The organism is Nocardia sp. NPDC050718, assembly GCF_040654235.1.
Classification (GTDB): Bacteria; Actinomycetota; Actinomycetes; order Mycobacteriales; family Mycobacteriaceae; genus Nocardia.
This window is the reverse complement of record NZ_JBFAHQ010000002.1, coordinates 512,582-538,989: the sequence shown is the minus strand read 5'-3', so window position 1 is coordinate 538,989 and position 26,408 is coordinate 512,582. Positions and strand designations below refer to the sequence as shown.

Here is a 26,408-nt window from a genome sequence, read left to right as displayed (position 1 = left end):
TGGAGCGTTGAAACGCAGTAAACCGTAACAGATTCCGGGACCCCGAACCCCTGCCCAAAATGGCCCTTTCGCTGCCCCCGGCAAACCCCGTTGTCCCAGCAATCTTCTGGCGATCCACCAGCTATGTCCGGGCAGACAGCGGCCCGGGCACCCTCGCGAACGAGAGTGCCCGGGCCGGGGTTCGGGTCAGGCCGCGGAGGTCACCCGGTAGACGTCGTAGACGCCTTCCACATTGCGCACGACATTGAGCAGGTGGCCCAGATGCTTCGGGTCACCCATCTCGAAGGTGAACTTGCTGATCGCGACCCGGTCGCCGTGGGTGGCCACCGAGGCGGACAGGATGTTGACCTTCTCGTCGGCCAGCACCTTGGTGACGTCCGACAGCAGCCGGGTGCGGTCGAGCGCCTCGATCTGGATGGCGACGAGGAACACCGACGACGGCGACGGCGCCCACTCGACCTCGATGATGCGTTCCGACTGTTCCTGCAACGATCCGGCATTGGTGCAATCGGTCCGGTGCACGCTCACCGCGCCACCACGGGTCACGAAGCCCATGATCTCGTCGCCCGGCACCGGCGTGCAGCACTTGGCCAGCTTCGCCACCGTGCCCGGCGCGCCGGGGATGAGCACACCCGCGTCGCCGGTGACCCGCTGACGGGCGGGCGTCGTCGACGGTGTCGACCGCTCGGCCAGCTCGTTCTCGACGTCACCGATGCCGCCGAGCTGGGCCATCAGCCGCTGCACCACGTGGTGCGCGGAGACCTGGTGCTCGCCGACGGCGGTGTAGAGCGCGGAGATGTCGGAGTAGTGCAGCTCGTGCGCGACCGCGGTCATCGCGTCCACGCTCATCAACCGCTGCAGCGGCAGCCCGACCCGGCGGACCTCCTTGGAGATCTGTTCCTTGCCGCTGTCGAGGGCCTCCTCGCGACGTTCCTTGGCAAACCATTGGCGAATCTTGGCCTTCGCGCGTGGCGAGACGACGAAGTTCTGCCAGTCCCGGCTCGGGCCCGCGTTCTGCGCCTTGGAGGTGAACACCTCCACGACCTCGCCGTTCTCCAGCTGCCGTTCCAGCGCGACCAGGCGCCCGTTGACCCTGGCGCCGATGCACTTGTGCCCGACCTCGGTGTGCACGGCGTAGGCGAAGTCGACCGGGGTCGACTTCTGCGGCAGCGTGATCACATCGCCCTTGGGGGTGAACACGAAGATCTCCGGCGACTTCAGGTCGAAGCGCAGCGATTCGAGGAACTCGGCGGGGTCGGCGGCCTCCCGCTGCCAGTCGAGCAGCTGGCGCATCCACGCCATGTCGTCGACCTCGGCCGCGTCCCCGGAGTGCTTGCCCTTGGTCTCCTTGTACCGCCAGTGCGCCGCGATGCCGAATTCGGCGGTGCGGTGCATGTCCTGGGTCCGGATCTGCACCTCCAGCGGCTTGCCGTCGGGACCGACGACGGTGGTGTGCAGCGACTGGTACACGCCGTAGCGCGGCTGGGCGATGTAGTCCTTGAACCGGCCGGCCATCGGCTGCCACAGCGAGTGCACGACGCCGACCGCGGCGTAGCAGTCGCGGACCTCGTCGCACAGGATGCGCATGCCGACCAGGTCGTGGATGTCGTCGAAGTCCTTACCCTTGACGATCATCTTCTGATAGATGGACCAGTAGTGCTTGGGCCTGCCCTCGACGACGGCGTTGATCCGCGAGGCGGCGAGCGTGTTGACGATCTCGGCGCGCACCTTCGCCAGGTAGGTGTCGCGCGAGGGCGCGCGATCGGCGACCAGGCGCACGATCTCGTCGTACTTCTTGGGGTGCAGGATCGCGAACGCGAGGTCCTCCAGCTCCCATTTGACGGTGGCCATCCCGAGGCGGTGCGCCAGCGGCGCGATCACCTCGAGGGTCTCCTTGGCCTTCTTGGCCTGCTTCTCCGGCGGCAGGAAGCGCATGGTGCGCATGTTGTGCAGCCGGTCGGCGACCTTGATCACCAGCACGCGCGGGTCGCGGGCCATGGCGATGATCATCTTGCGGATGGTCTCGGCCTCGGCGGCCGCGCCCAAGTTGACCTTGTCGAGCTTGGTGACGCCGTCGACGAGGTGGGCGACTTCCTGCCCGAACTCCTCCTTGAGCTGTTCGAGCGAGTAGCCGGTGTCCTCGACGGTGTCGTGCAGCAGCGCCGCGACCAGCGTCGTGGTGTCCATGCCGAGTTCGGCGAGGATGTTGGCGACCGCCAGCGGGTGGGTGATGTAGGGGTCACCGGACTTGCGGAACTGCTTGGCGTGCCGCTCGTCGGCGACGTCGAAGGCGCGCTGCAGCAGCGCGAGATTGGCCTTCGGGTACAGCTCACGGTGCACGGTGGCCAGCGGCTCCAGCACCGGCTTGACCGCCGCGATGCCGCGCTGGCCGGTCATCCGGCGTGCGAGCCTGGCCCGCACGCGCCGGGAGGCCGAGCTGGGCACGGAGGCGGTCGGTGACTGTTTGGCCGGTTCGGGGGTCGCCGGGGCACCATCGTTCCGCGGGGCGCCGGTGGATTCCTGCCCAACCTTCGCCTCGCCGAGTTGTCGAGTCATGCCACCGCCTCTCACGCTGCATTCGGACCTTGTCGGCCGAGTGCTGCAACCGCCCGGACCACCAACTTTAGTCCCCACACCGACCTGGTGTTCGGTTCCCTGCGGTCACAGGCGTGCGACGGTCGCGACTCGGCCCGAAAACCGTCCTCGACCTGCGGATTGTTCAGCGTTCGTCGACCGGTGGCCGCGAGCTGCGCAGGCTGTGGCCGTCAAGCCGCCCCGGTGGTGCGCCGAGCAGGTCCAGCACGGTCGGGGTGAGGTCGATCAGCGTGTACGCGCTGGTCGCGGTGCCGGGGGCGAAGTCGGCGCCGCGGGCGATGACGAAGTTGGCGGTCTCGTCCGGCGTCTGGCCGCCGTGCCCGCCGGCCGGGCGATGGCCGTGGTCGGTGGTGACCAGGACGGTCCACTGTTCGCGCGGATGGTCCGCGGCCCGGCGGTCGACGGCGGCGACGATCTGCCCGACCAGCGCGTCGACCCGGCGGATCGCCGCGAGATAGGCGCGCGAGGCGCCACCGTGCCGGTGACCCGCCAGGTCTATCTGGTCGAGGTGGGTGACGACCAGATCGGGCCCGGTGCGCTCGATCGTGCGCGCGACCTCGGTGGCGGTGGCGGCATCGGTGGCCGACTCGTCGAGGTCGCCGGCCTCGGGCGCGGTGGTCAGGGCGAGGTCGGCGCGCCGGTCGCCGCTGCGCGCGATGGTCGCGAACTGCTCCCAGGTGCCGATCGAGACGGTGTGCCGGGCGGGGTCGGCGCGTTCGATCCGGGTGAACACGCTGGGGTGGGCCAGGAAGGCACTCGCGTCGAACTCGTTGCCGGTGATGCCGTGCTCGGTATCCCACACACCGGTCAGCGCGCTCGCCCAGGACGGTCCGGAGACGGTGATGTGCCCGGCGATGCTGCCGCGCGAGAGCAGTCCCTGCGCGGCGAGGTGCCGCAGCCGGGGTGCCTGGACGCGATCGGCCTTGTCGAACAGCAGCCCGTCGATCCCGATCACGACGACCTTCGCGACCGGCCCGCCCGGACGGGGGACACCGAACGCGGCCGCCGCGTCGACGGCGGGGACGGGCCGGTCGAAGGCGGTGCCGGAGCCCGCGGCCGAGCACAGCAGCGGGACGGTCAGCAGGGCGGTGGCCAGCGCGACGAGCACGCGCGCCGGCGCCGACATCTCGCGCATGTCCTCACGATGCGGCAGCGCGGGCGGCCCGGCGAGGGTGGCGCGGCGGTGTTCATCGACGTTTCACCGGTCGCGCGCGTCCCGGTCGCCCCGCTGAACGAGAAGCCAACAGCGCCTTGCCACCTCGTCTAGGCCGACGCGGCCAGTTCCTCGGCGAGGATCGCGACGGTCTCGCGGATCTGGTCGTCGGTGTGACAGGCGGTGACGAAGAACCGCAGGCGCGCGAGATCTTCCGGGACCGCCGGATAGATGATCGGATTGACGTTGATCCCCCGGCGCAGCAGCGTGTTCGACAGCCGCATGGTCCGCAGGGAATCGCCGACGATGCACGGGATGATGGGGGTGTCGGCGCTGTCGCCGGTGTCGATCCCGGCCGCGCGGGCCAACTCCAGGAACAGCCGCGAGTTGTGCCGCAACCGGACCAGCGGGGCGGGGTCGGTGCGCAGCTGCCGGATCGCCTCGGCCGAGGCGGCGGCGTTCATCGGTGTCATGCCGACGCTGTAGACGAAGCCGGGCGTCGTGTACTTGAGGAAGCGGATCAGCTCGGCGCTGCCCGCCACGTATCCCCCGCATCCGGCGAGCGCCTTGGACATGGTGCCCGACCACAGTTCGACGTCGTCGCGGTCCACCCCGAAGTGCTCGCCGATGCCGCCGCCGTGCGCGCCGAGCACGCCGACGCTGTGCGCCTCGTCGATCATCAGCAGTGCCCGGTGCCGCTTCTTGATCTCTATGATCGCGGGCAGGTCGGGGATGTCGCCGTCCTGGCTGTAGACGCCCTCGATGAGGATCAGCACCCGGCGGTAGCGGGGCCGGAGCTCGCCGAGCAGCCGGTCCAGCGCCACGTGGTCGTTGTGCGGGAAGGGCCGTCGCGTCGCGCCCGACAGCACACACCCCTGCAGGATGCTGTCGTGGGCGAGGCTGTCGTGGATCACCAGGTCGTCGGGTCCGACCAGGTGCCCGATGATGGTGACATTGGTGGAATGGCCGCCGACCAGCGCGATCGCGTCCTCGGTGCCGAGCAACCGCGCGAGTTCGGCCTCCAGTTCGCGATGCACCGGCTTCTCGCCGGAGAGCACCCGGCTCGCCGAGCAGGAGCTGCCGTACCGGGCGACGGCGTCCTGCACGGCCGCGACGACCGCCGGGTGCCCGGACAGCCCCAGGTAGTTGTAGCTGGAGAAGTTCAGCACCGGGACACCGTCGATCAGCGAGGTGTCGCGGGTGACGCCGTCGTTGATCAGGAAGTAGGGGTTGTCCAGGCCCAGCGCCGCCGCCCCGGTCATCCGGTCCTCGATCGCGCGCACCTCCGGGAAGTCGGCGATCCGGTACTCGGGCGCGACCGGCCCCGGCGCCGGTTCGGGCGCGGCCGGGGCCGGCGCGGGCGCCGGGGCCGCTCCGGCCACCTGAGCGGTGACGTACCCGACCACGTCACCGACGGTGGTGGCGGCGCTCGGCCACGCCGGGTCCACCTGCAGCCCCGGCAGCTTGCGCATCAGGCCACCGAACAGATCCGACAGCATCATGGAGTCGAATCCGAGTTCGCCGGTGAGGGTTTCGCTGTCGCGCAGCCGCTCGACCGCGAATCCGCTGACCCGCCCGCATTCGGCCAGCACGATGCCGGCGACGGCGTTCGGGTCGACGTCGGGGGTGCCGGGAGCGGCCGACGGCGGCGCGACGGCCGCCGTCACGCCCGGCGCCATCCGCGCGAGCAGCGCGTTCTGTTCGCGGAAGAGCGCGATCATCTGGTCCATGGTGGTGTCCTCGGCCTGCGGGGCGGGTGGGGTGAGGGTGGTCGGTTCGATCCAGAAGCGGTGCTCGGTGGCGAAGTCGTAGACCGGCAGCCGCCGCCGGACCCGCTGGGCGGGCTCGTAGAGGTGATCCCAGTCGGGGTCGAGGCCGTCGCGGTACAGCGCGGCGACGGTCTCGGCGAGTTCGCGCCCGGTCGCGCCGGGGCCGGGACTCGGCGCCAGGCACCGCGGCAGCAGTTCGGGGCGGGCCCGGCCGATGAGCGGGATCAGCTGACGGCGCGGACCGATCTCGACGACATGGGTGGGGTCGGTGTCGAGCGCGGCCGCCAGCGCGTCGCCGAAAAGGACGGTGGCGCCGATGTGTTCGGTCCAGTAACCGGCGTCCATGGTCTCGGTCGGCTCGAGCAGCCTGCCCCGCACGGTCGAGTAGATCGGCAGGGCCGCGACCCGATAGGCGCGGTCCCGGGCGACGGCAGCGAACTCGTCCAGCATCGGTGCCATGAGCGGACTGTGGAAGGCGTGCGACACGGTCAGCGGCTTGGCGACGATCCGCCGTTCCGCGAGGGCGGACCGGATCCGGTCGAGCGCGGCGGCGGCGCCGGAGAGCACCAGATCGGCGGGCCCGTTGACCGCGGCCACGGCGACCTCGGGCTCCCCCGCGAGCAGATCGGCGACCTGCGCGCGCGTCGCCCGGACCGCGAGCATCGCACCGCCGCCGGGCAATTCCTGCATCAGCCTGCCACGCGCGACGACCAGTCGGCAGGCGTCCTCGAGGTCGAGCACGCCCGCCACCGCGGCGGCGGTGAACTCCCCGATGCTGTGCCCCAGCACCCACGCCGGGCGGACGCCGGCGTCGGCGAGTGCCTGGGCCAGTGCGTATTCCATGGCGAAGATCGCCGGTTGCGCGAGTCCGGTGCGATCGATGTCGATGGTGTCGTCGAGCAGCAGCTCCCGCACCGAGGCGCCCAGGTGCGCGGCCATCGCGGCGTCGACGGTCCCCAGCGCGCGCCGGAACGACGGGCTCGCCGCGGCGGCGGCCCCGGCCATCCCGGCGAATTGCGACCCCTGCCCGGTGAACACCCAGCCGACCCGCATCGGACCCGCCACGCCGCTGTCCGCACCGGCGCGCAGCCGGGCGATCGCGTCCGCCGGATCGTCGGCGACGATCGCGAGCCGGTGCCGCCCCGAGGATTTCACCCGATTGCTCGTCCAGCACACCTGCGCGAACCGGTCCGCGGGGACCGCGTCCAGCGTCTCCGCCAGCCGACGTGCGTTGCGCTCCAGACCTTTCGCGTTGTCCGCCGACACGGTGAGCACCCCGCCACCGGCCGCGGGCGGGTCGTCTCCCACCGGCGCGCCCGCCAGCACGAGGTGGGCGTTGGTGCCGCCGATCCCGAAGCCGCTGACCCCGGCCAGCGCCGGTCCGGTCAGCGGCATCGGTTCGGCGAGCAGGCGCAGCCCGTGCCGTTCCAGCTGCAATCGCGGGTTCTCCTGCTCGGCGAACCGGGTCGGCGCGACGACACCGTGGTGCAGGCTCAGCGCGACCTTGATGAGCCCCGCGACGCCCGCCGCGCCCTCGGTGTGGCCGAGATTGCCTTTGATGGAACCGATTCCGCAGGGCCGCGCGCGATCGCGCCCGTGCAGCCCGCCCAGCGCCTTGACCTCGATCATGTCGCCGAGGACGGTCCCGGTGCCGTGCGCCTCGATGAAGTCGACCGCCCCGGCCGCCACCCCGGCTCGCCGATACGCCTCGGCGATCACGTGCTGCTGGGCCCACCGGTTCGGCGCGCTGATGCCGTTGCTGCGCCCGTCGGAGTTCACCGCGCTGCCCTTGATCACGGCGTAGATCGGCAGTCCCGCGGCCTGCGCGTCGGCCAGGCGGCGCAGCACGAGCACCGCGACGCCCTCGCCGCGGACGATCCCGTCGGCATTGCCGCTGAACGGTTTACAGCGCGCGTCGGGCGCCGACAGCCCCGCCTGGGTGTAGAACACCCCGACCGCCGGGGTGAGCACCAGGTTCACGCCACCGGCGACGGCCTGATCACACTCGCCGGAAGTCAGTGCGGCGCAGGCGAGATGGACCGCGACCAGCGACGACGAGCACGCGGTGTCGACCGCCAGGCTCGGGCCACGCAGATCGAGCTGGTAGGACAGCCGGTTGGCGGTCATGAAGTAGCCGTTGCCCGAACCGTGCTGCGGGGTGATCGCCGCGTAGTCCGACATCTGCAGATTGGCCCATTCATTGGCCATCACCCCGATGTACACGCCGGTGCGCGAACCGGATTGGGCCCGGGGATCGAGGGTCGCGTCCTCGAAGGCGCGCCAGGTCGCCTGCAACAGCAGCCGCTGCTGGGGGTCCATCGTCTCGGCCTCGTGCGGGGTGATCCCGAAGAACTCGTGATCGAACGCGTCGGCGTCGTCGATGAATCCGCCGCTGTGGGTGTTGATGGTGCCCGGTCCGCCCGCCGGATCGTGGAAGTCCTCGGCGTGCCAGCGATTCGCGGGCACCGCCGAGATCGCGTCCCGGCCGTCGAGCAACAGCTGCCACAGCGCCGCCGGATCGGCCGCCTGCGGAAAGCGGCAATCCAGCCCGACGATCGCGATATCGCTCATGCCGCCGCCTCCGGGCGCTGACCGTTCATGCCGCGTAGGCGAACTCGTCGGCGAGATAGCCGGCGATCGCGGCGATGGTCGGATAGTCGAAGACCAGCGTGGGGTCGATCTCGAGGGACCAGCGGTCCTCGATCTCCCCGCACAGCGAGACCGCCGAGACGGAGTCCATGCCGAGCTCGGCCAGCGGGATCGACGGATCCACCTGGTGCGGGGCGCGGTCGGTGTAGTCGGCGACCCGCTCGACGAGCCAGTCCTGGATCGAGGTCGACGGGTGGGCGGTGGTGGTGCGGAACATGGTCGGCTCCTGGCTGGTCGGTGTCGATCAGATGGTCAGCGCGTGGTCGAGCGCCGGTTCGAGGTCCTCGTGCAGTACCCGTTCGAGACTGTGGGTCAGGAACGCCTCGCGCATCGAGCCGCGCTGGATCTTGCCGCTGGTGGTGCGATGCACCGAGCGCGCGGAGCGGGCGGCGACGAGCACGACGTTCGGGGCGGGCACATCGAAGCCGCGGGCCACCGCGATCTTGATCGCGGAGGTCAGCTCGGCGAGCGTGGTGTCACCGAGCAGGTCCGGCCGCACGCCCTGCATCACGACCAGCCGTTCCTTGTCGAGCACGTCCACCGAGACCACCGCGCCCGCGTTGCCCGCCAGCGCGGGGTGCAGTTCCTGCACGCGTTCCTCCACATCGGCCGGGTGGACATTGCGGCCGTTGACGATCAGCAGGTCCTTGAGGCGGCCCGCGACGAACAGGTCGCCGTCGTGGAGCAGGCCGAGATCGCCGGTCCGCAGGAACGGCCCCTCGGTGCCGAGGTGGGCGTCGAAGGTCGCGCGGGTCTCGGCGGGCCGGTTCCAGTACCCGGCGGCGACGCTGTCCCCGCGGACCCAGATCTCCCCGGTGGCGCCGTCCGGCAGTTCTTCGAGGGTCGTCGGGTCGACGATCCGGATCTCGAGGCCGTCGGCCGCGCGGCCACAGCCGACCAGCGGGGCATCGCCCGGCCGGTCGTAGTACACCGGAGCGGCGCCCATCGCCGCGGAGCTGGCCAGCAGCGTCACCTCGGCCATCCCGTAGGCGGGCAGGAACGCGGTGGGACGCAGCCCGGCGGGCGCGAAACGCTCCAGCACCGCCTCGATCGTGCGAGCCCGCACCGGCTCGGCGCCGCTGAGGGCGGCCTCGAGGCTGCTCAGGTCGAGTTCGGCGAGTTGCTCGTCGCTGACCCGGCGCAGGATCAGGTCGTAGGCGAAGTTCGGGGCGGCGGTGTAGGTCGCCCGGTACCGGTCGATGACCTGCAGCCAGCGCACCGGGCGCTTGATGAACGTCGTCGGCGCCATGAACACCAGGTTCGCGCCCACGTAGGCGGCGCCGAGCAGCATGCCGATCAGGCCCATGTCGTGGAACTGCGGAATCCAGCTGACGCCGGTCGACCCCTCGGTCATCCCGCCCGCGACGATCGCGGCCTCGTTGTGCAGCAGATTGCGGTGCGTGACGACGACGCCCTTGGGCGTGCCGGTCGATCCCGAGGTGTACTGCAGGAAGGCGATGGTGCCGAGGTCGATCTCGGGCAACTGCCAGGCGTCGGCGTCGCCGAGCGGCTGGTCCGTGGCGACGACGGTCGCGCCGGTGGTGGACTCGACGAGCGGTGCGAAGTCGGTGGTGGTGAGCACCAGCTGCGCGCCGGAGTCGGCGATGACGCCGCGCACCCGCTGCGCGGCCCGGTCCTCGTGCGGCAGCGGCGCCGGGACGGCGACGACACCGGCGTACAGGCAGCCGAGGAAGGCCCGCAGGAACGCCATCCCGTCGAGGTAGAGCAGCACCACAGGCTGGGCGGCCTCCGGCTGCTGCGACAACCACTGGGCAAACGCGCGGGCGTCACGGTCGAGCTCGCGGTAGGTGACGACCTCCTCGACCAGGTCACGCCCGGATTCCCGCAGGTAGATGTAGGAACGGGTGTCCGCGTACCGGGAGAACTGCTGCCTGACGTGGTGCACGTAGCTCGACTGCATGTCGTGGTTCCTTCGGAGGGTTCGGGGGCGTAGCTACTACTCTGCGCTCCTCGGCCGCGCACCGGAAGAGACCTCAGGGGCCACCCGCCGAACCCTCAGGGTGGGCACTCCCGCCCCCTGGGGTGGCGCGGGGAATCGCATTGACAGCCGCGCACCGCTGTGGCCTGCTTGGCGGGTGGGGAACATCGCGCCGATCCGTCTCGCCGCCACCGCCGACCTGCACCTGCGACCGGCCGTCGCCGGGAAGTTCCGGCCCGGCTTCCTCGACCTGGACCGCCACGCCGACCTGCTGCTCCTCGGCGGTGACCTCACCGAGGGCGGGACCAGGGCCAACACCGAGTTGCTCTGCGCCGAACTGGCCGATCTCCCGATTCCGGTGCTCGCCGTCCTGGGCAACCACGACCACGACGAGAACCGCGGCGAGTTCATCACCCGCCGGCTCACGGAGACCGGTGTCGTTGTGCTGGACGGTGATTCGACGACGCTGACGATCCGCGGGCAGCGGGTCGGGGTCGCCGGGGTGATGGGCGGATCGGGCGGCTTCCCCGGCCATCCCGGTGATCCCGAGACGGGATCGGCCGAGCATCGGGCCAGGATGCGCCGCGGCCCGGTCGACGCCGCACGCCTGCGCGCGGCGCTCGAGCGCCTGGACTGCCCCACCCGGATCGCCCTCACCCACTTCGCCCCCGTCGTCGACACCCTCGTCGGCGAGCCCACGTCCATCTATCCCGGCCTGGGATGTCACGCCACGGGCGAGGCGATCGACGCGGGACGCGCCACGCTCGCGCTACACGGGCACGCCCACGCGGGCAGCGAGTGCGGGCAGACCGCGGGCGGGGTGCCCGTGCGCAATGTGTCCTACCCGGTGTTGCGCCGGACCTACGCCGTCTACGACCTGCCCGGCTAGTTCTCGGTGACGTCGAAGGCCCACACGACCGCGGGCCTGCCGGTGGCCTTCACCCGCCGCCGCTCACCGGTGCGGTCCAGCCCCGGGATCGCGGCCAGCGTGCGATTGAGATTGGCGGGGTCGGGGCGCGTGCCGTGCAGCGAGGTGCTCAGCTCGACCGCGCGGGTGGCGGGGAACTCCGCGCCCGCCAGCGCCCTGGTCAGCGTCCGGTCCTTCCACAGCAGACCGGCGAGCAGGCTCCGGCTGGTCTCGACGATCCGGTTGTGGTCGAAGGCCAGCGGGGGCACCGCGTCGAACTCCACCCACTCGGCCGGTCCCTCGTGCTCGGCGACGACCGCCCACATGGCGATCGACAGCGTCGGCCCGCGCGGATCGCGATGCGGTTCGTCGAAGGTGACCAACTGACCGACCGCGCCGATCGCCTCGACCGGCACGCCCAGCTTGGTGTGCACCGCCCGCCGCGCGGCCTCGGCCAGCCGCTCGCCCCGCCCGAGCAGCACACCGGGCAGCGCGAGTTCGCCGGTGAACGGTTCGAACTCGCGGGCGGCGATCCCGACGCGCACCGCGCTGTCGGTCTCCCAGCACCGCAACGTGACGACATCGATCGATACGACGGATTGCTCCACGTCGTCCCATCCTGCCGGAATCCCGCGCCGAATGGGAACCCACGCCGACGTCGGCGGGCGGCGCGTGTCCGCCGTGCGGAGACCGCCGCCGAGTTCATGCCACGACCGGCCCGGCGCCCTGGATTCGCTCACGCGGACCGGGCGGCCGTCGCGACGCGGTCCCCGGCGGTCGCGCCGAGCACAGGTCGGCGCACCCTGCGGTCCCGCCGGTCCGGCCCGTGCCCGGTCAGCACGACCGGCACACCGAGGCGGCGGGCGAGCCAGTCCGCCGGATCGCCGACGACGGGTTCGAGCACCGGGGTCGCCGCGGACAGCCGGTCGGTGAGTCGTTGCTGGTGCTCGAGATCACGCCAAGGGCCGGGCGTCAGCTCGGTGACCCGACCCGCCGCGGTGTCGTATGCCGCTGCGGCACCGAGGGTTCCGGGCGTGTCGAGATGGTTGACCACCAGCCCGTCGATCCCACCGCAGACCTCGACGGCGTAGCGCAGCAGGATCGGATCGAGGTGCCCCTGCCGGAACGCACCCTGATAGGGACCGGTGCCGTTGTGCGGCTCCGGGTGTCCCAGCGGCGCTTCGGTCGGCAGCGGGCCCGCGCCGTGCCTGGTCATATAGGTGCGGGTGACGCCGAGCACCCTGGCCGTGCCCCCGACCCCGGCGATCAGGGCGCGGGCGTGGCGCGGCTCCACCGTCGACCACGTGGTGTGCGGATGCAGTCCGCGCCACTCGTCGAGCAGTACCCCCTGCGCCCCTTCGAAGACAAGCCTGCCCCGCGCCGCGGCGCGGGTGAGCTCGCCGTCGTCGCTGACGCGGACCGCGCCGGCGAAATCGCGGTACATCGCCACCAGCGCGTCGACCGATTCGTAGCCGTGCGCGCTGGGCCCGATCAGCGCGTCGTAGTGCGCGGCCAGCCGGTCCAGCTTGGCGCGCAGGATCGCGGGCGTCCGGCAGTCGGCGACCGTCGGCGCGTCGTGTTCCAGTGCGTACCAAGCGGTTTCGCCGACGCCCCGACCGCAGGAACCGTGCCGCGAGGAACCCCTCGCGTCCTCGCGGGCACGGTTCGCCGCGATGTGGATCGGCGTGGTGAGCAGGGCCCGGCCGTCGACGGCGAGCAGCCCCAGCGGATCGCGCACCCCCAGTGCCGCGAGCCGCTCGGATTCGGCGGCGAGCGCGATCGGCTCCACGAGCATGTGCCGCGAGAGCACGGTCGGCACATCGTGGAAGGTGCCCGCGCCGAACTGGGCGAAGGTGTGGTGGCGGCCGTCGGCCACGACATTGTGCGCGGCCTGCGCACCGCCGTTGAACCGCACGACCGCCGCCACCCCGAGGTCCGCCTCGGGTGCGCACAGCCAGTCCACCGTCGCGCCCTTGCCCGCGTCGCCGAAGCCCAGATCGACGATGACGAGGTGTTCGATGTCGAACACGGCTGTACCCCTTCCTTTTCGTGTGTCACTTGCCGGGCGGCAGGGCGCGGACGCCCCGGGGCGGCTGCGCGCCGAGGGCCCGGCTCACCGCGTCGGCCTCGTCGACCGACCCGACATCGCGCAGGTCGGCCAGGCCGGTGTCGACATCGACCCGGTCCTCACCCAGCCCGATGGTCAACGCGATCAGTTCGCAGACCGCGCCGGGGTCGTCGAGCTTCAGGAAGTTCTGGCCGAGCAGGCCGCGCCAGTGCTCGGCGATCTCCGGATCCCGGTAGTACGACGACTGATTCGGCAGGATGTAGTACACGTGCCAGCGTTCGGCCAGCTCGCGATAGATCGACTCCACCGACACATCGCGCCGCACGTGATCGCCGATGACCGCCCTGATGTGGCGGGCCGCCAGCCGCGGCTTGTTCAGCTCGTCGCCGATGATGAACAGGTAGCCCCGCTTCCCGCGCTTGTCCCACGCGTCGGTCGCGACGTGCTCTGCCATGAAATAGGCGGCCAGCTCGTAACTTTCGGACTTCTGCCCGCCACCGCCACCCTCGAGCAGGACGGCCCGCAACTGCTCGTCCATCCGGTTGTCGGATTCGAACTGCCCGATCTGCAACGGCACCCGATCGGTATCGGCGTCGCCGATCGCCCCGAACAGGATCTGCGGATCCTCCGCGTAGCCCTTGTTCTTCAGCAGTCCGTGCAGTTTGCCGAGCTTGTCCTGCATGATCCGCGGCACCCGCCCCATCGACCCGGTGACATCGAACAGCACGGCCACCGGCAGCGAGTTCCCGTGCTCGGCCGAATCCCGGCACTCCCGCTTCCCCACCCCGAACGGATCCAGCAACGGATGCGCGCACCACGTGTCATACGGCCGCTCCCGCATCTGCGCGGTATACCCGAAATCGTCCTCCCCCGCCCGCGCCCGAAACGTCTTCCCCGCCCGGTACGCACTGTCATCCCAATGCCCATACCCCATCAGAACCACTCCCTCTCGTCAGCGTGCTTTTAGTCTATTCAACCAAAACAACGATCGTCAAGAGCCCCAGCCGATTCGCCCTGCACCGGCACCACCGCGCCCGGCGACGCGACAGTCCCGGCACCGACCGAATATCACGCCGACGCGGTGGTCGCGTTCCATCGTGGCGGCGAGCGGATCCTGGCCGTGGTCGTCGAGGTCCAATTGCGGCCGGACCCCGACAAAACGGTGGCCCTGGCCGGTCTACGTCACCTCAGGCCGACGAGTCGGGCAGCGGGGTGAGGTGGTGGCCGATGAGGGTGGCGCCGGGGCCGGGGCGGCCGCCGGGGCCGGGGTGCCAGGTGACGTTGGTGGCGGTGAGGGGGGTGGCGCAGTGGTGGCAGACGACGACGCCCTCGGTGATGTGGCCGCAGTCGCGGTGGACGACGTGCAGGGGTGGGCCGTCGGGGGCGGACAGCCAGCGGTCGCCCCAGGCAAGGAGCATCGTCAGGACGGGGTAGAGATCGCGGCCGCGTTCGGTGAGGACGTATTCGGTGCGGACCGGATTGTCTTGATAGACACGGGCTTCCACGATCTCGTTGTCGCGCAGCGTGCGCAGGCGATCGGCGAGGACGTTGGAGGCGATGCCGAGGTCGCGGCGCAGATCCTCGAAGCGGGTGATGCCGAGGAACAGGTCGCGCAGGATCAGCGGGGTCCACCGCTCCCCCACGATGCCCACCGTGCGGGCGATCGAGCACACGATGTCGGCGAACTCCGTCTTGGCCATACCGCCATCGTAGTCCATTGCTTTTTGCAAGCTAGCTGGTTACGGTCGGGTTGTCCGGGAATTCCGTCCGCGAGGAAGGAGTGCGATCGTGACCGACGCACTCGCAGACAGCCAGGTGGGCGATCCGGTCGCCCGGTTCCGCCACGCCACCACCGCCAACGACATCCCCGCCCTGCTCGACACCCTGACCGAGGACGCCGAACTCGTCTCGCCGGTCTCGGGCCGGCTGGTGTTCCGCGGCCGCGCCGACCTCGCCCCGCTGCTGACGCTGATCTACCGCGCGATCGCCGAGCTGCGCTGGACCGACACCATCGGCTCGGGCGACACCCGGATCCTGTTGGGCGAGGCCAGGTTCGGCCCGCTGCGGATGACCGAGGCGATGGTGCTCGACCTCGCCCCGGACGGGCGCATCCACCGGATGCGTCCGCACCTGCGGCCCTGGCTCGCGATCACCGCGGTCGCGCTGTGGCTGGGGCCGACCATGCTCCGGTACCCGGCGGTCATCCGCCGGGCCGCCACGCGGTAGCCCCCGCTACTCGACCAGTCCCTCGGGCGTGAGCTCGAGGGTGCGGGTCACCCCGATGTCGTCGAGGAACCGCGCGTCGTGGCTGACCACGATGAGCGCGCCCTCGAAACTCGCCAGCGCCTGGGTCAGGTGCCCCAGGCTGGGCAGGTCGAGGTTGTTGGTCGGCTCGTCGAGCATCAGCAGTTTCGGCGCCGGTTCGGCGAGCAGCAGGGTCGCCAGCGCGGCCCGCAACCGCTCCCCGCCCGACAGCGCCGCGGCCGCGATATCGGCGTCGGCACCGCGAAACAGGAAGCGCGCCAGCTGACCTCGGATCTGCTCGGCACTCGCGTGCGGCGCGGCATCGGCGACATTGTCGAACACGCTGCGCGTCTCGTCGAATACGTCGAGCCGCTGGGGCAGCAACCGCCACGGCACCTTCGGCTGTTCCTCGACGATCCGGCGCAGCAGCGTCGACTTGCCCGCGCCGTTGCGCCCGGTGAGCGCGATCCGCTCCGGTCCGCTCACCCGCAGGTCCACCACCGGACCGTTGGCCAGCCGCGCCTGCTCGAGCGTGACGACGTCCTGCCCCGGATACAGCCGGGTCCCCGGCAGGTCGATCCGGATCTCCCGGTCCGCGCGCACCAATTCCTCGGCGTGGTCGAGGGTTTCGCGCGCGGAATCGAGCTTCTCGATGTGCGAAGTGCGCAGCTTGCCCGCCGACACCTCGGCGGCGTTCTTGCGCAACCCCGCCACGATCTTCGGCACCCGCTTGTTGTCCTGCATCTTCTGCGCGAACCGCTGCCTGCGGTCCAGCTTGGTCCGCGCCTCGACCAGCTCGCGGGCCTGCTTGCGGACATCGCTGCGCGCGTCGCGCACCGCCGCGCGGGCCGCCTCCTGTTCCTGCTCGACGATCCGTTCGTACTCGGTGAAATTGCCGCCGAAGGAACGGATCTCGCCCGCTCGCAACTCGGCGATGCCGTCCATCCGGTCCAGCAGTTCCCGATCGTGGCTCACCACCACGACCGTGCCGGGGAACTGCCGGATGACCTCGTAGAGGCGCGTGCGCGCGACCGCGTCGAGGTTGTTGGTCGGCTCGTCGAGCAGCAGCACGTCGGGCTCGCGCAGGAGTTCGGCGACCAGTCCGAGCAGCACGGTCTCGCCGCCGGAGAGCGTGTCGAGGGTGCGGTCCAGGTCGGCGACGGAACCGGCGACATAGTCCAGGCCCAGCTTGCCGAGCAGCGCGATCGCCTCGTCCTCGATCTGCCAGTGCACGCCGACGGTGTCGAAGTCCTCGGGTGTGCCCTCGCCGCGCTCGATGCGGTGCAGCGCGGCACGCACTTCGGCGATGCCGAGCACGGTCTCCACCCGCTGTCGAGCCTGCATGCCGAGGTCCTGGCGCAGGTAGCCGATCCGGCCGGGCGCCGTGATCGAGCCACGGTTCGGGCGCAACGCGCCGGTGATCAGCCGCATCAGGGTGGATTTGCCCGCGCCGTTGCTGCCGACCAGGCCGATCTGGCCCGGTCCGACGACGGCGTCGAGCCCGTCGAACACGACGGTGCCGTCCGGCCAGTGGAAGGACAGATCGGAAAAAGAAAGAGAGGTCATACGGATCCCCTTGAGGTGCGACGGATACACGGTGCGCAGAGTGCGGACCGTCCGGGAGCGCTACCTCAAGAAATCAACGCATGACTCCGATCGCCGGGAACAAGACCACTCATTGATAGCACCGCACCGCACCTTCGCGCCACCCCTTTTCCGGCATGGTGAGCCCGCTCACCCGACGGCGTTCGATCGGGCGCAGGACCGTTCGGCCCCGTCCGCTACCGCTCGTCGTCACGGCTAGCCTGGACGCCAGGGCGATTCTCAGCCGACGAAGGCTGGACCTGTGATCGGAGGACCGTGATGACGGAGCCGAAACGACTACGCGCCGCCACACCGGGAGACGTGCGGGCCGCCGCCGACGCCCTCGGTGCCGCGTTCCAGCACGACCCGGTGATGAGCTGGATCCTGCCCGACGAGCACCGGCGCGCCGTCGGCCTGCCCCGGTTCTTCGGCACCATGGCCCGCCACATCTTCTTCCCCGCCGGCGCCTCCGACCTCGCCGTCCGCCCCGACGGTTCCGTCGCGGGCGCCGCGCTGTGGACGCCGCCGGAGCGCCAGCCCGCCGCGAGCGCCGAACTGCGCGTCGTGCCCGGCCTGATCCGCGCCTTCGGGCGTCGCGTCGGGGCGGGCAGAACGGTCGGCGACCTGCTCAAACAGCATCACCCGTCGACCCCGCACTGGTACCTGGCGATGATCGGCACCCGCCCCGAGGATCGCGGCGCGGGCTACGGCCACACCCTGCTGCGCTCCCGGCTCGACCGGATCGACGCCGAGGGCGCGGCCGCCTATCTCGAATCCAGCAACCCCGACAACGTGCCGTACTACGAGCGCTTCGGCTTCACCGTCACCGACGAGATCCGGATCCCCGGCGGCCCGCCGCTGTGGCTGATGTGGCGCGCGGCTAGAGCTTGACGATCGAGGTCACCGGGTAGTCGCCCTGGTGCTCGCGGCCCTTCAGGAACTCGAGCTCCAGGACGACGGCGGCGGCGACCACCTCGGCGCCGACCTCGGTGAACAGCGCGGCCGCGGCGGCGAGCGTGCCGCCGGTGGCGAGCACGTCGTCGAGCAGCAGGATGCGCTTGCCCGCGAGCTCGACCCCGTCGGCCGGGATTTCCAGTGCGGCGGAACCGTATTCGAGCTGGTACTCGCGCGACACCACCGGCGGCGGCAGCTTGCCGCCCTTGCGGATGGCGAGCACACCGGTGCCGAGGGTGGCCGCGACACCCGCGCCGAGCAGGAAGCCACGCGCGTCCACCCCGGCGACGATGTCGGCGTCGGGGGCGACGGCGGCGAAGCAGTCGATGACCGCGCGGAAGCCCTCGGCGTCGGCGAACACCGGGGTCAGATCGGCGAAACGCACACCCGGCGTGGGGAAGTCGTCGTGCCAGCGGGTCAACCGCGACACCGCGTCGGCGGCCTTGCCGGTCCGCGCGCTGACCTGGTCGTCGGACTCGACCACCGCGTGCTTGCTCATCGACACCTCTCCCTCACGGTCACGCCCCGCGTGACTGTCACCACTGCTCATCGCTGCAACACCCAGCGATCCATGTTCCACCCGGTTCCGGCCTGGGTCGGCCCGGCGATCCCGTTCTGCATGCCGTTGCCGAAGGCGATCAGGCGCGGCGTCGCGAACAACGGGATGCTCGGCAGCTGCGCCCACAGCAGGTTCTCGGCCTCGGTCAGCAGATTCAGCGTCACGGTCGAGTTCGTCTCGCCCGCAAGCTGATCGGTGATCGCATCGTAGCGACCGTTGGCGAACCCACCGACATCGAGGCCGTTACCGGCCCGCAACGCCGCGAACGCGGCCACCCCGGTGGTCGATCCGGCCGGGCCGGGGACCGCCGCGGTGCCACCCAGCACGGCATCCACCGCGCCCTCGGCCAGCCTGGCCGGGGTGAAATCCGGTGCGCCCGCGTCGACCACGGTGATCCCCGCCCCGCGGCAGGACTCGGCGATCATGGCGACGGTCTTCGCCCGACGCGCGTCCGGGGCCTGGTAGCCGATCCGGACGGTCGGCTGGGGGGCGCGGGCCGAGGCCAGCGTCGCCGTCGCGGCCGGGATGTCGGCGCCCTTGTAGCGGTCGGCCCCGCCGATCACGGCCGGGTAGTACAGCGAGTCCTGCTGCACGACATGAGCGTTGAGCGGACCGGCGCCCAGGCCGCTCTTCGGCGGGTCCCCGGCCTTGCCGAGGGTGTCGAACAGTGCCTGGCGCGGCACACACTGGGCGAACGCGCGACGGACCTCGACGGGACCGAACACCCCGCCGGTGGCGAGCACGAGCTGCTCGGCGCTCCGGCTGGCGACGGTCTGTTCGTCGAAACCGTCGAGCGCCAGGTCGGCGACCGAACCGGCACCCAGATCGACGACGCCGAACGCGTTCTCCTTCGCCTTCGCCGCGTAGTCGGTGCCCTTGGGCCACACCACGATCCGGCTGGTCGCCGGCGGGCTGCCCCACCACTTCTCGTTCGCGACCAGGACCAGACCGTCCTTCGCGGTGAAGGATTCGATCCGGTACGGCCCCGAGGACGGGAACTTGGTCAGGTCGAGTGAGCCCGCCTTCATGGTCCAGCCCGCGTTCCAGAAGTCGGCGATGCGGCCCAGCACGGCACCGTCTCCGGTCTGCAGGGCGCTCACCACGCTGGGCACGCCGACGGCCTGTGCCACCACGTGCGCCGGCATCAGCTCGGCGGCGGTGAACAGCGTCCGCCACGGCAGGTAGTGCCTGCCGGGGCGGAACACCACGGTGGCGTCCTTGGAACCCGGCTGGCAGTCGACCCGCTCGATGTCGGCGTAACCGGCGGTGCTCGCCGCGTCGAACAGCGGGACCGGGCCGCGCTCGCCCGGCCGGGTGAACCGGCCCGAGCGCGCCGACCAGGCGAGCACCAGATCGTCGCAGGAGGTCTTCACGCCGTCGGAGTACACCCCGTCCGGGTTGAGCCGGTACTGCACGGTCTGTGTCTCGCCCGGCACTTCCTTCGCGGTGCCCGCGTCGGTGTCGGCGACCTGCTGACCGTCCGGTCCGGTGTAGAAGAACCCGGTGAGCACCCGGCCGAACACCGCGCTCGCGCCGCTGGTCGCGCCGAGCGTGCTGCCGCCGTTGTAGCTGGCGACCGCCGCGTCGACGGCGTACCCGATGGAGGGCACCTGGTTCTTGCTCGAGCATCCGGCCACCAGGCCGGTGCCCAGGGCCGCCGTGGCCAGGACGGTGATCAGTCGTATCGTGCCGCGTCGCATGATGAGACCCCCTGCTGTCGCCGTCAGTTCCTTCTCTTGTGCCGCTTCCCGCTGGGCCGGGCACCCGGCCGCGGCGCCCCGGCATCGCTCGGACGAGGACCACGCGGCGCACCGGCGGCGGCACCCACCGGTACCCGGGCGGCCGGACCTGCGGCACGCTTGGCCAGCACCTTCTTGGTGTGCGCGGCCACCGGACCCCAACGCTCCTTGATCGACACCAGCACCGGAACGGCGAGGAAGATCGACGAGTAGGCGCCGACGATCATGCCGACCAGCTGCACCAGCGCGAGGTCCTTGAGCGTGCCGACGCCGAGCAGCCAGACCGCGATCACCAGCATGCCGATGATCGGCAGGATGCCGATGACGGTGGTGCTGATCGACCGCATGAGCGTCTGGTTGGCGGCGAGGTTGGCTTGCTCGGCATAGGTGCGCTTGTTCAGGTGCAGCACGCCACGGGTGTTCTCCTCGACCTTGTCGAAGACGACCACGTTGTCGTAGAGCACGTAACCCAGAATCGTGAGCAGACCGATCACCGCGGCGGGGGTCACCTCGAAGCCGACCAGCGAATAGATGCCCGCGGTGACGATGAGGTTGAAGAACAGCGACACGATGGCCGCGACCGACATGTCCCGCTCGAAGCGGATCGCGATGTAGATCATCGTGAGCGCGACGAACACCCCGAGCGCGATCAGCGCCTTGTTGGTGATCTGCCCGCCCCAGGTCTCACTGATCTCGGCGATGCTGATCGCGTTGCGGCTGACCTGGCCGTCGGAGTCCTTCGGCTGGAACGCCTCGAACAGCGCGGTCTGGACCTGCTCGGTCTGCGCCGCGTCCAGGGTCTCCGAGCGCACCTGGATGGTGGCCGAGGCACCGGAGCCGACCTTCTGCACCGACACCGGGCCGTGGCCGAGGGTCTGCGCGTAGACGTCCTCCACCTGCTGGGTGGAGATGTCGGCGGCGGGGATCTGGATGCGCGAACCGCCGGCGAAGTCGATGCCGAGGGTGAAGCCGCGCACCGCGATGCTCAGCACCGAGATCAGCAGCAGGGCCGCCGCGATGCCGTAGAACAGCTTGCGGCGGCTGACGATGGGGAAACCGCCGGTGCCGGTGTAGAGCCGCTCGAAGAACCCGTGCTTCGGGGCCTGCGACGCCTCGGCCTGGTCCAGGTACACCGACTCGTCGGTGGGATGGGCGTTGGTCATCGTGACATCTCCTTCGGCCTTGGCTGGCCCGCGGCGCGCTCCCTGGCGATCTGCTGCACCGAGCCGAGACCGTTCACCGACGGCTTCGCCCAGAACGGCGAGCGCGAGACGATCATCATCAGCGGCGCGGTGACCAGGTAGAGCACGATCACGTCGAGGACGGTGGTGATACCGAGGGTGAAGGCGAAGCCCTTCACCTGGCCGGCGGCGAGCAGGTACAGCACGACCGAGGCGATCAGGCTGACCGTCTTACCGGACAGGTTGGTGCGCTGCGCCCTGGCCCAGCCGCGCGGCACCGCCGAGCGGAAACTGCGGCCCTCGCGCATCTCGTCCTTGATGCGCTCGAAGAACACGACGAACGAGTCGGCGGTGAGGCCGATACCGATGATCAGACCGGCGATGCCCGCCAGGTCGAGGGTGAACCCGATCCAGCGCCCGAGCAGCACGATGATGCCGTAGACGGCGGCACCGGCCGCGATCAGCGAGAACCCGGCGATCAGGCCGAGCATCCGGTAGACGAGCAGGCAGTACAGCAGCACCGCGATCAGGCCGATGGCGCCCGCGAGCAGACCCGCCTTCAGCGAGGACAGGCCCAGCGTCGCCGAGACGGTCTCCGCCTCCGAGGTCTGGAACGACAGCGGCAGCGAGCCGTACTTGAGCGTGTTGGCCAGCTCGGACGCGCTGTCGGCGGTGAAGCTGCCCGAGATCGAGGTGCGACCACCCATCTGCGGACCCTGCTGCACCTGCGGCGCGCTGACGACCTTCGAGTCGAGCACGAACGCGACCCGCTTGTAGACGTACTCACCGGTCAGCGCCTGCCAGGCATCCGCGCCCGCGGACTTGAACTCGAGGTTCACCTCGTGCCGGGCCTGCTGGGAGTTCAGGCCGGAGGTCGCGTCGGCGATCTCCTGGCCGTCGATGCGGCTCGGGCCGAGCAGGAACACCTCGGTGCCGTCCTGCGAGCAGGTGACCAGCGGCAGTGCCGGGTCGTCGTTGCCCGCCAGCGGGTCGGGCTTGGTGCAGTCCATGCTCGCCATGGCGACCTGCTGCACGGCCTGGTCGGTGCTCTGCCGCAGCGCCTTGGCGTCGGCGATCTCCTTGGCCTGCTGCTGCTGGACGGAGGTGCCGCCGGGTGCCGGGGTCGGCGTCGGCGGTGCCTGCGCCGGGAACACCCGCGACTGCGGGGCCGGCGTGGTCGGCTCGCCCGCCGCGGGAGCGGTGGTCTCACCGGTCGCGGGGGCCGGCGTCTCGCCGGGCGCGGGCGCGCTCGTGGTCGGCGTCCCGCCCTGGGCGGGCGGCACCTGCGGCGCGGCGCCACCGGCCTGCGGCTGCGTCGCGGCCAGCACCGGCCGAATGTAGAGCTTGGCGGTGGTGGCCAGCGCGCGGGCCTGCTGACTGTCCTCACCGGGCACCGTGATGACGAGGTTGTCGCCGTCGATGACCACTTCGGAGCCGGAGACACCGAGGCCGTTGACACGGTTCTCGATGATCTCCTGGGCCTTCTTCAGGCTGTCCTGGCTGGGCCTGCTGCCGTCGGGGGTGCGCGCGGTCAGGGTGACGCGGGTACCGCCCTGCAGGTCGATGCCGAGCTTGGGCGTGGGGGAATGGTCACCGGTGAAGAACACCAGCGCGTAGATCACGGCCAGCAGCGCGGCGTAGACGCCGAGCAACCGGTACGGATGCGCCGATCCTTGGGAAGGTGGCACAGCAGGTCATCTCCTAGGCGGAAGTCGAGGTCGGAACGGGTGGGCACGACGATGCCCGCGCCGGTGCCTGCCGCAACGCGGGGCACCGGCGACGAGGGAGTGCGATCAGTCCTTGGTCAGCCGGGTCTCGGTCTGCTCCGCGGACTCCTCGACGGCGGCGTCGATCGCGGGGGTGGTCTCCTCGACCGCCTGCTCGTCGGCCCGCACCTCGCGGATCGCCTGACGCAGCCAGGTGGTGACGACGTCCTCGGCGATCTCCAGGTCGACGGTGGTGTCGTCGAGGTCGACGACGGTGCCGTACAGGCCCGACGTGGTGACGACCTGGTCACCGACCTTCAGACCCTCCTGCATCGACGAGACCTTCTCGGCCTCCCGCTTCTGTTTGCGGATACCGAAGAACATCGGCACGAGCAGGGCGAGGATCAGCAGCGGAAACAGGAAGTCCATCGTCGAAGTCAGTCCCTAGTCAGTGGTGGACGTGCATGTACGCCTGACAGTCTGCCAGTTCCCCGCCGCGACGACACACCGGACACCGTCTCTCCCTCCGCGCGCCGCTCAGGCGGTGCGGCCGTAGGTGTAGTCGTCGAGTGGGAAGGTGACCGCCTCACGGTGCGCGTTCGCGGTGCTGGTCGGGCGCAGCAGGGCCGCCTCACCGTGCTGGTTGAAGTAGTAGCTGCGGGCGGTGGCGCAGTCGCCGCCGTAGAACACCGAGGAGCCCAGTTTGTCGGTGACCCGGTCCAGGAACTCGGCGTTGGCCCGCTCGGTGACCTCGAAGGTCTGCTCGCCGCGCCGGAACAACTCGGTGAACAGCCTGCCCATGTGCTTCATCTGCGCCTCGATGGTGGTGAAGTACGACAGCCCGCTGTAGGAGTAGGGGCTGTTGAGGCTGAGGAAGTTGGGGAACTTGGGCACGGTGATGCCCTCGTAGGCCTGGAAGCGGTTGTCGCGCCAGAACTTTCCGAGGTTCACCCCGTCCCGGCCGACGATCTCGATGGCGGGGAAGTTCACGTCCCAGAGGTTGAAGCCGGTCGCCAGCAGCAGCGTGTCGATCTCGGTCTTGTGCCCGTCGGCGGTGACGATGCCGTCGGGTTCGACGTGGTCGATCGAGTTCGTCTCCAGCCGCACGTGCGGTTTGTTGAACGTCGTGAAGTACCGGTTGGAGAAGGTCGGGCGCTTGCAGCCGAAGTCGTAGTGCGGGGTGAGCTTGGCCCTGGTCTCCTTGTCCCGGACCTGGGCGAACAGGTGCGCCTTGGCCAGCATGGCGGCCGCCTTGTTCAGCGGCTTGGCCTGCGCGTAGTGCAGCACGCCGACGACCATCAGGGCCTCGAGCATGCTCGTGTTGACCAGCCGGGCCGCCTTCTGGGTGAGCGGCACCTTGGCGAACAGCTCCTGGACGGCGCCGGGGATCGGGGCGTCCACCTTGGGCACCACCCAGATGGGTGTGCGCTGGAAGACGGTCAGCGCGGCGACCCGCTCGGCCACCTCGGGCACCAACTGGACCGCGGTGGCGCCGGTGCCGATGATCGCGGCCTTGCGCCCGGTCAGGTCGTAGTCGGCGTCCCAGTCGGTGGTGTGGATGATCTTGCCCGCGAAGGACTCGATCCCCGGGAACGGCGGGGTGTAGGGCTGGGACAGGAAACCGGTCGCAGCGAGCAGGTAGCGCGCCGTCACGGTCTCCCCGCCGGCGATCGAGACCACCCACTGCTGGTTGTCCTCGTCCCAGCGGGCGCCGTCGACGACGGTGCCGAACCGCATCCGCCTGCGCAGGTCGTACTTGTCTGCCACGTGCTCGGCGTACTTCTTGAGCTCGGCGCCGGGGGCGAACAGCCGGGACCAGTGCGGGTTCGGCTCGAAGGAATAGGAGTAGGTCACCGAGGCGATGTCGACGGCCAGGCCCGGATACCGGTTCACATGCCAGGTACCGCCCAGGTCGTCCTCGCGCTCGAGGATCACGAAATCGTGCAGTCCGAGCCGGTCGAGCTCGATCGCGGCGCCGATGCCGCCGAATCCCGCCCCGACCACGACCGCGTCCAACTGAGGTGCCACGCCGAACCTCCACATACATCAGGTGTCTGTAACAGAATGACACATCATTCCGTCGGCGGCGACAGTAACATCAGCCCGGTGACGAAGCCATCCGCCCGCGTCGAACAGCGCAAAGCCGAATTGCGCAGGGAGATCATCGACACCGCGTTCGACTGCTTCTCCGAGAAGGGCTATCACGCCACCGGCATCGCCGACATCGCCGTGCGCCTCGGCATCGGGCACGGCACCTTCTACCGCTACTTCGCCAACAAGCGCGACATCATCGACCACGTCATCGACGACGTGACCAGCCGCGTGTTCACCGCGCTGGCGACCGAGCTCAGCCCCGAGACCGCCACCACCCTCGACGAGTACACCGCGCTGCTCGACCGGATCGGCGAATCGCTCAACCGGGTGCTGCTCGACGATCCCCGGGTGCCGCAACTGCTGCTGCTCCACGCGACCGGCATCGACGACGAGCTCACCGCCCGGGTGTTCGGGCTGCTCGACTCCACCGAGATCGTCATCACCGGCTATCTGGAGCACGGCGTCCGCTGGGGTTATCTGCGCCCCGATCTGGATACTCCCACCACGGCGAAAGCGGCGCTGGGGATGGTGGTCGCCGGCATCGTGCACGGCATGCGAACCCCTGATCCGGCGCTGCTCGCGGTGTACAGTCACGCGGTACGGCGGCTGTTCATCGAAGGCGTCCGAGTTGCTGCGCGATGACGAAAACCCGTGGGATAGAAGGGCAATCCTGACACAATGACCGCTGTGACGCCCGACGATGTGAGCCGCACCCACTTCGCCATGCCGACCCTGGGTCATCGCGGCTACCACGCAGACGAGGTCGACGCGTTCCTCGAACTGGTCTCGGCCACCCTGGACGGGCAGGGCGTCCTCACCGCCGACGACATCCGTCACGTGCATTTCGGCGCCCCGCGGTTCGGTGGCCGCGGCTATCAGGCCGACCAGGTCGACGACTTCCTGGACCGGGTCAGGACCGAGCTCGAGTACCGGCAGAAGGGCGGCGCCCCGGTCCCCGCGGCCCGGCCCGGCGACGACGTGGCCGAGATGCTCACCCCCGACGACGTGCACCGCATGCGATTCAGCCAGTCGACGGTCGGCAGGCGGGGGTATCACGAGGAAGAGGTCGACGCCTTCCTCGACCTGGTCGCCGCGACGCTGGCGCACAACGGTCCGGGCAGCCTGACCGCCGCCGACGTGCGCGGCGTGCGCTTCACCGACACCCGCCTCGGCACCCGCGGCTACTCTCGCGAGGAGGTCGACGCCTTCATCGACCTGGTGACCACCGCGCTCGAACACGCCGAACGCAGGCAGTGACCGCGGTCTG

General features: G+C 70.4%; 21 protein-coding genes. 5 read left to right on the top strand and 16 right to left on the bottom strand.

Going from position 1 to position 26,408, the window contains the following annotated elements; all coding sequences use genetic code 11:
* Positions 1 to 186: 186 nt before the first annotated feature.
* The 5 genes from AB0H54_RS11950 to AB0H54_RS11930 all read right to left on the bottom strand — a co-directional run bounded on the left by AB0H54_RS11950 (position 187) and on the right by AB0H54_RS11930 (position 10,087).
* Positions 187 to 2,556, bottom strand: coding sequence for a RelA/SpoT family protein (locus AB0H54_RS11950; RefSeq protein WP_357344987.1), 2,370 nt, complete (start codon positions 2,554 to 2,556; stop codon positions 187 to 189).
* 163 nt (positions 2,557 to 2,719) lie between these two features.
* Positions 2,720 to 3,730 carry an alkaline phosphatase family protein gene (locus AB0H54_RS11945; protein ID WP_357344985.1) on the bottom strand — a complete coding sequence of 337 codons (1,011 nt, stop codon included), beginning with the start codon at positions 3,728 to 3,730 and terminating at the stop codon, positions 2,720 to 2,722.
* 128 nt (positions 3,731 to 3,858) lie between these two features.
* The gene (locus tag AB0H54_RS11940; RefSeq protein WP_357344982.1) at positions 3,859 to 8,088 is read right to left on the bottom strand and encodes an aminotransferase class I/II-fold pyridoxal phosphate-dependent enzyme; all 4,230 of its coding nucleotides are present in this window, start codon (positions 8,086 to 8,088) and stop codon (positions 3,859 to 3,861) included.
* A 25-nt stretch (positions 8,089 to 8,113) separates the two neighbouring features.
* The gene (locus AB0H54_RS11935) at positions 8,114 to 8,383 is read right to left on the bottom strand and encodes an acyl carrier protein (RefSeq protein WP_355277235.1); all 270 of its coding nucleotides are present in this window, start codon (positions 8,381 to 8,383) and stop codon (positions 8,114 to 8,116) included.
* Positions 8,384 to 8,410: 27 nt separating this feature from the next.
* Positions 8,411 to 10,087, bottom strand: a complete 1,677-nt coding sequence (locus AB0H54_RS11930; RefSeq protein WP_357344980.1) for a fatty acyl-AMP ligase — start codon at positions 10,085 to 10,087, stop codon at positions 8,411 to 8,413.
* Positions 10,088 to 10,262: 175 nt separating this feature from the next.
* Between AB0H54_RS11930 and AB0H54_RS11925 the strand changes: the two genes are divergently transcribed.
* A complete protein-coding gene (locus AB0H54_RS11925) occupies positions 10,263 to 10,994 on the top strand; it encodes a metallophosphoesterase (RefSeq protein ID WP_357344978.1) in 732 nt (243 codons plus the stop codon).
* Here the strand turns inward: AB0H54_RS11925 and AB0H54_RS11920 are convergent.
* The 4 genes from AB0H54_RS11920 to AB0H54_RS11905 all read right to left on the bottom strand — a co-directional run bounded on the left by AB0H54_RS11920 (position 10,991) and on the right by AB0H54_RS11905 (position 14,780).
* Positions 10,991 to 11,620 (bottom strand): NUDIX hydrolase, encoded by a 630-nt coding sequence (locus AB0H54_RS11920; RefSeq protein WP_355277241.1) that lies wholly within the window; start codon positions 11,618 to 11,620, stop codon positions 10,991 to 10,993. The genes AB0H54_RS11925 and AB0H54_RS11920 overlap by 4 nt on opposite strands.
* A 128-nt stretch (positions 11,621 to 11,748) precedes the next feature.
* Positions 11,749 to 13,041, bottom strand: coding sequence for an adenylosuccinate synthetase (locus AB0H54_RS11915; protein WP_357344976.1), 1,293 nt, complete (start codon positions 13,039 to 13,041; stop codon positions 11,749 to 11,751).
* Positions 13,042 to 13,066: 25 nt separating this feature from the next.
* Positions 13,067 to 14,014 carry a hypothetical protein gene (locus tag AB0H54_RS11910; RefSeq protein WP_357344974.1) on the bottom strand — a complete coding sequence of 316 codons (948 nt, stop codon included), beginning with the start codon at positions 14,012 to 14,014 and terminating at the stop codon, positions 13,067 to 13,069.
* Between the two features lie 253 nt (positions 14,015 to 14,267).
* On the bottom strand, positions 14,268 to 14,780 hold the full coding sequence (locus tag AB0H54_RS11905) for a helix-turn-helix domain-containing protein (protein ID WP_357344973.1): 513 nt from the start codon (positions 14,778 to 14,780) through the stop codon (positions 14,268 to 14,270).
* 88 nt (positions 14,781 to 14,868) lie between these two features.
* Between AB0H54_RS11905 and AB0H54_RS11900 the strand changes: the two genes are divergently transcribed.
* Positions 14,869 to 15,306 (top strand): nuclear transport factor 2 family protein, encoded by a 438-nt coding sequence (locus AB0H54_RS11900; RefSeq protein WP_357344971.1) that lies wholly within the window; start codon positions 14,869 to 14,871, stop codon positions 15,304 to 15,306.
* Positions 15,307 to 15,312: 6 nt separating this feature from the next.
* Here the strand turns inward: AB0H54_RS11900 and AB0H54_RS11895 are convergent, their stop codons facing one another.
* Positions 15,313 to 16,890, bottom strand: coding sequence for an ABC-F family ATP-binding cassette domain-containing protein (locus tag AB0H54_RS11895; RefSeq protein ID WP_357344969.1), 1,578 nt, complete (start codon positions 16,888 to 16,890; stop codon positions 15,313 to 15,315).
* Between the two features lie 297 nt (positions 16,891 to 17,187).
* On the opposite strand from AB0H54_RS11895, the gene AB0H54_RS11890 reads away from it, so the two are divergent.
* A complete protein-coding gene (locus AB0H54_RS11890; RefSeq protein WP_357344967.1) occupies positions 17,188 to 17,799 on the top strand; it encodes a GNAT family N-acetyltransferase in 612 nt (203 codons plus the stop codon).
* Here AB0H54_RS11890 and AB0H54_RS11885 read toward each other — a convergent pair.
* From AB0H54_RS11885 to AB0H54_RS11860, 6 genes are all read right to left on the bottom strand, one after another.
* The gene (locus AB0H54_RS11885) at positions 17,789 to 18,361 is read right to left on the bottom strand and encodes an adenine phosphoribosyltransferase (protein ID WP_355277260.1); all 573 of its coding nucleotides are present in this window, start codon (positions 18,359 to 18,361) and stop codon (positions 17,789 to 17,791) included. The genes AB0H54_RS11890 and AB0H54_RS11885 overlap by 11 nt on opposite strands.
* 47 nt (positions 18,362 to 18,408) lie before the next feature.
* On the bottom strand, positions 18,409 to 20,121 hold the full coding sequence (locus tag AB0H54_RS11880) for an ABC transporter substrate-binding protein (protein ID WP_357344965.1): 1,713 nt from the start codon (positions 20,119 to 20,121) through the stop codon (positions 18,409 to 18,411).
* 23 nt (positions 20,122 to 20,144) lie between these two features.
* Positions 20,145 to 21,323, bottom strand: coding sequence for a protein translocase subunit SecF (gene secF / locus AB0H54_RS11875; RefSeq protein ID WP_355277264.1), 1,179 nt, complete (start codon positions 21,321 to 21,323; stop codon positions 20,145 to 20,147).
* Positions 21,320 to 23,029 (bottom strand): protein translocase subunit SecD, encoded by a 1,710-nt coding sequence (gene secD / locus AB0H54_RS11870; RefSeq protein WP_357344963.1) that lies wholly within the window; start codon positions 23,027 to 23,029, stop codon positions 21,320 to 21,322. The genes secF and secD overlap by 4 nt, the downstream gene beginning before the upstream one ends.
* A gap of 105 nt (positions 23,030 to 23,134) precedes the next feature.
* The gene (yajC, locus tag AB0H54_RS11865) at positions 23,135 to 23,476 is read right to left on the bottom strand and encodes a preprotein translocase subunit YajC (protein ID WP_357344961.1); all 342 of its coding nucleotides are present in this window, start codon (positions 23,474 to 23,476) and stop codon (positions 23,135 to 23,137) included.
* 108 nt (positions 23,477 to 23,584) lie between these two features.
* The gene (locus tag AB0H54_RS11860) at positions 23,585 to 25,075 is read right to left on the bottom strand and encodes an NAD(P)/FAD-dependent oxidoreductase (RefSeq protein ID WP_357344959.1); all 1,491 of its coding nucleotides are present in this window, start codon (positions 25,073 to 25,075) and stop codon (positions 23,585 to 23,587) included.
* Between the two features lie 78 nt (positions 25,076 to 25,153).
* On the opposite strand from AB0H54_RS11860, the gene AB0H54_RS11855 reads away from it, so the two are divergent.
* Together AB0H54_RS11855 and AB0H54_RS11850 are read left to right on the top strand one after the other, a co-directional pair.
* Positions 25,154 to 25,783: a TetR/AcrR family transcriptional regulator gene (locus tag AB0H54_RS11855; RefSeq protein ID WP_357344956.1), complete on the top strand. Its 630-nt coding sequence runs from the start codon at positions 25,154 to 25,156 to the stop codon at positions 25,781 to 25,783.
* Positions 25,784 to 25,819: 36 nt separating this feature from the next.
* Complete coding sequence (locus AB0H54_RS11850; protein ID WP_357344955.1) at positions 25,820 to 26,398, top strand: DivIVA domain-containing protein; 579 nt, start codon at positions 25,820 to 25,822, stop codon at positions 26,396 to 26,398.
* The last annotated feature ends 10 nt before the right edge of the window (positions 26,399 to 26,408 follow it).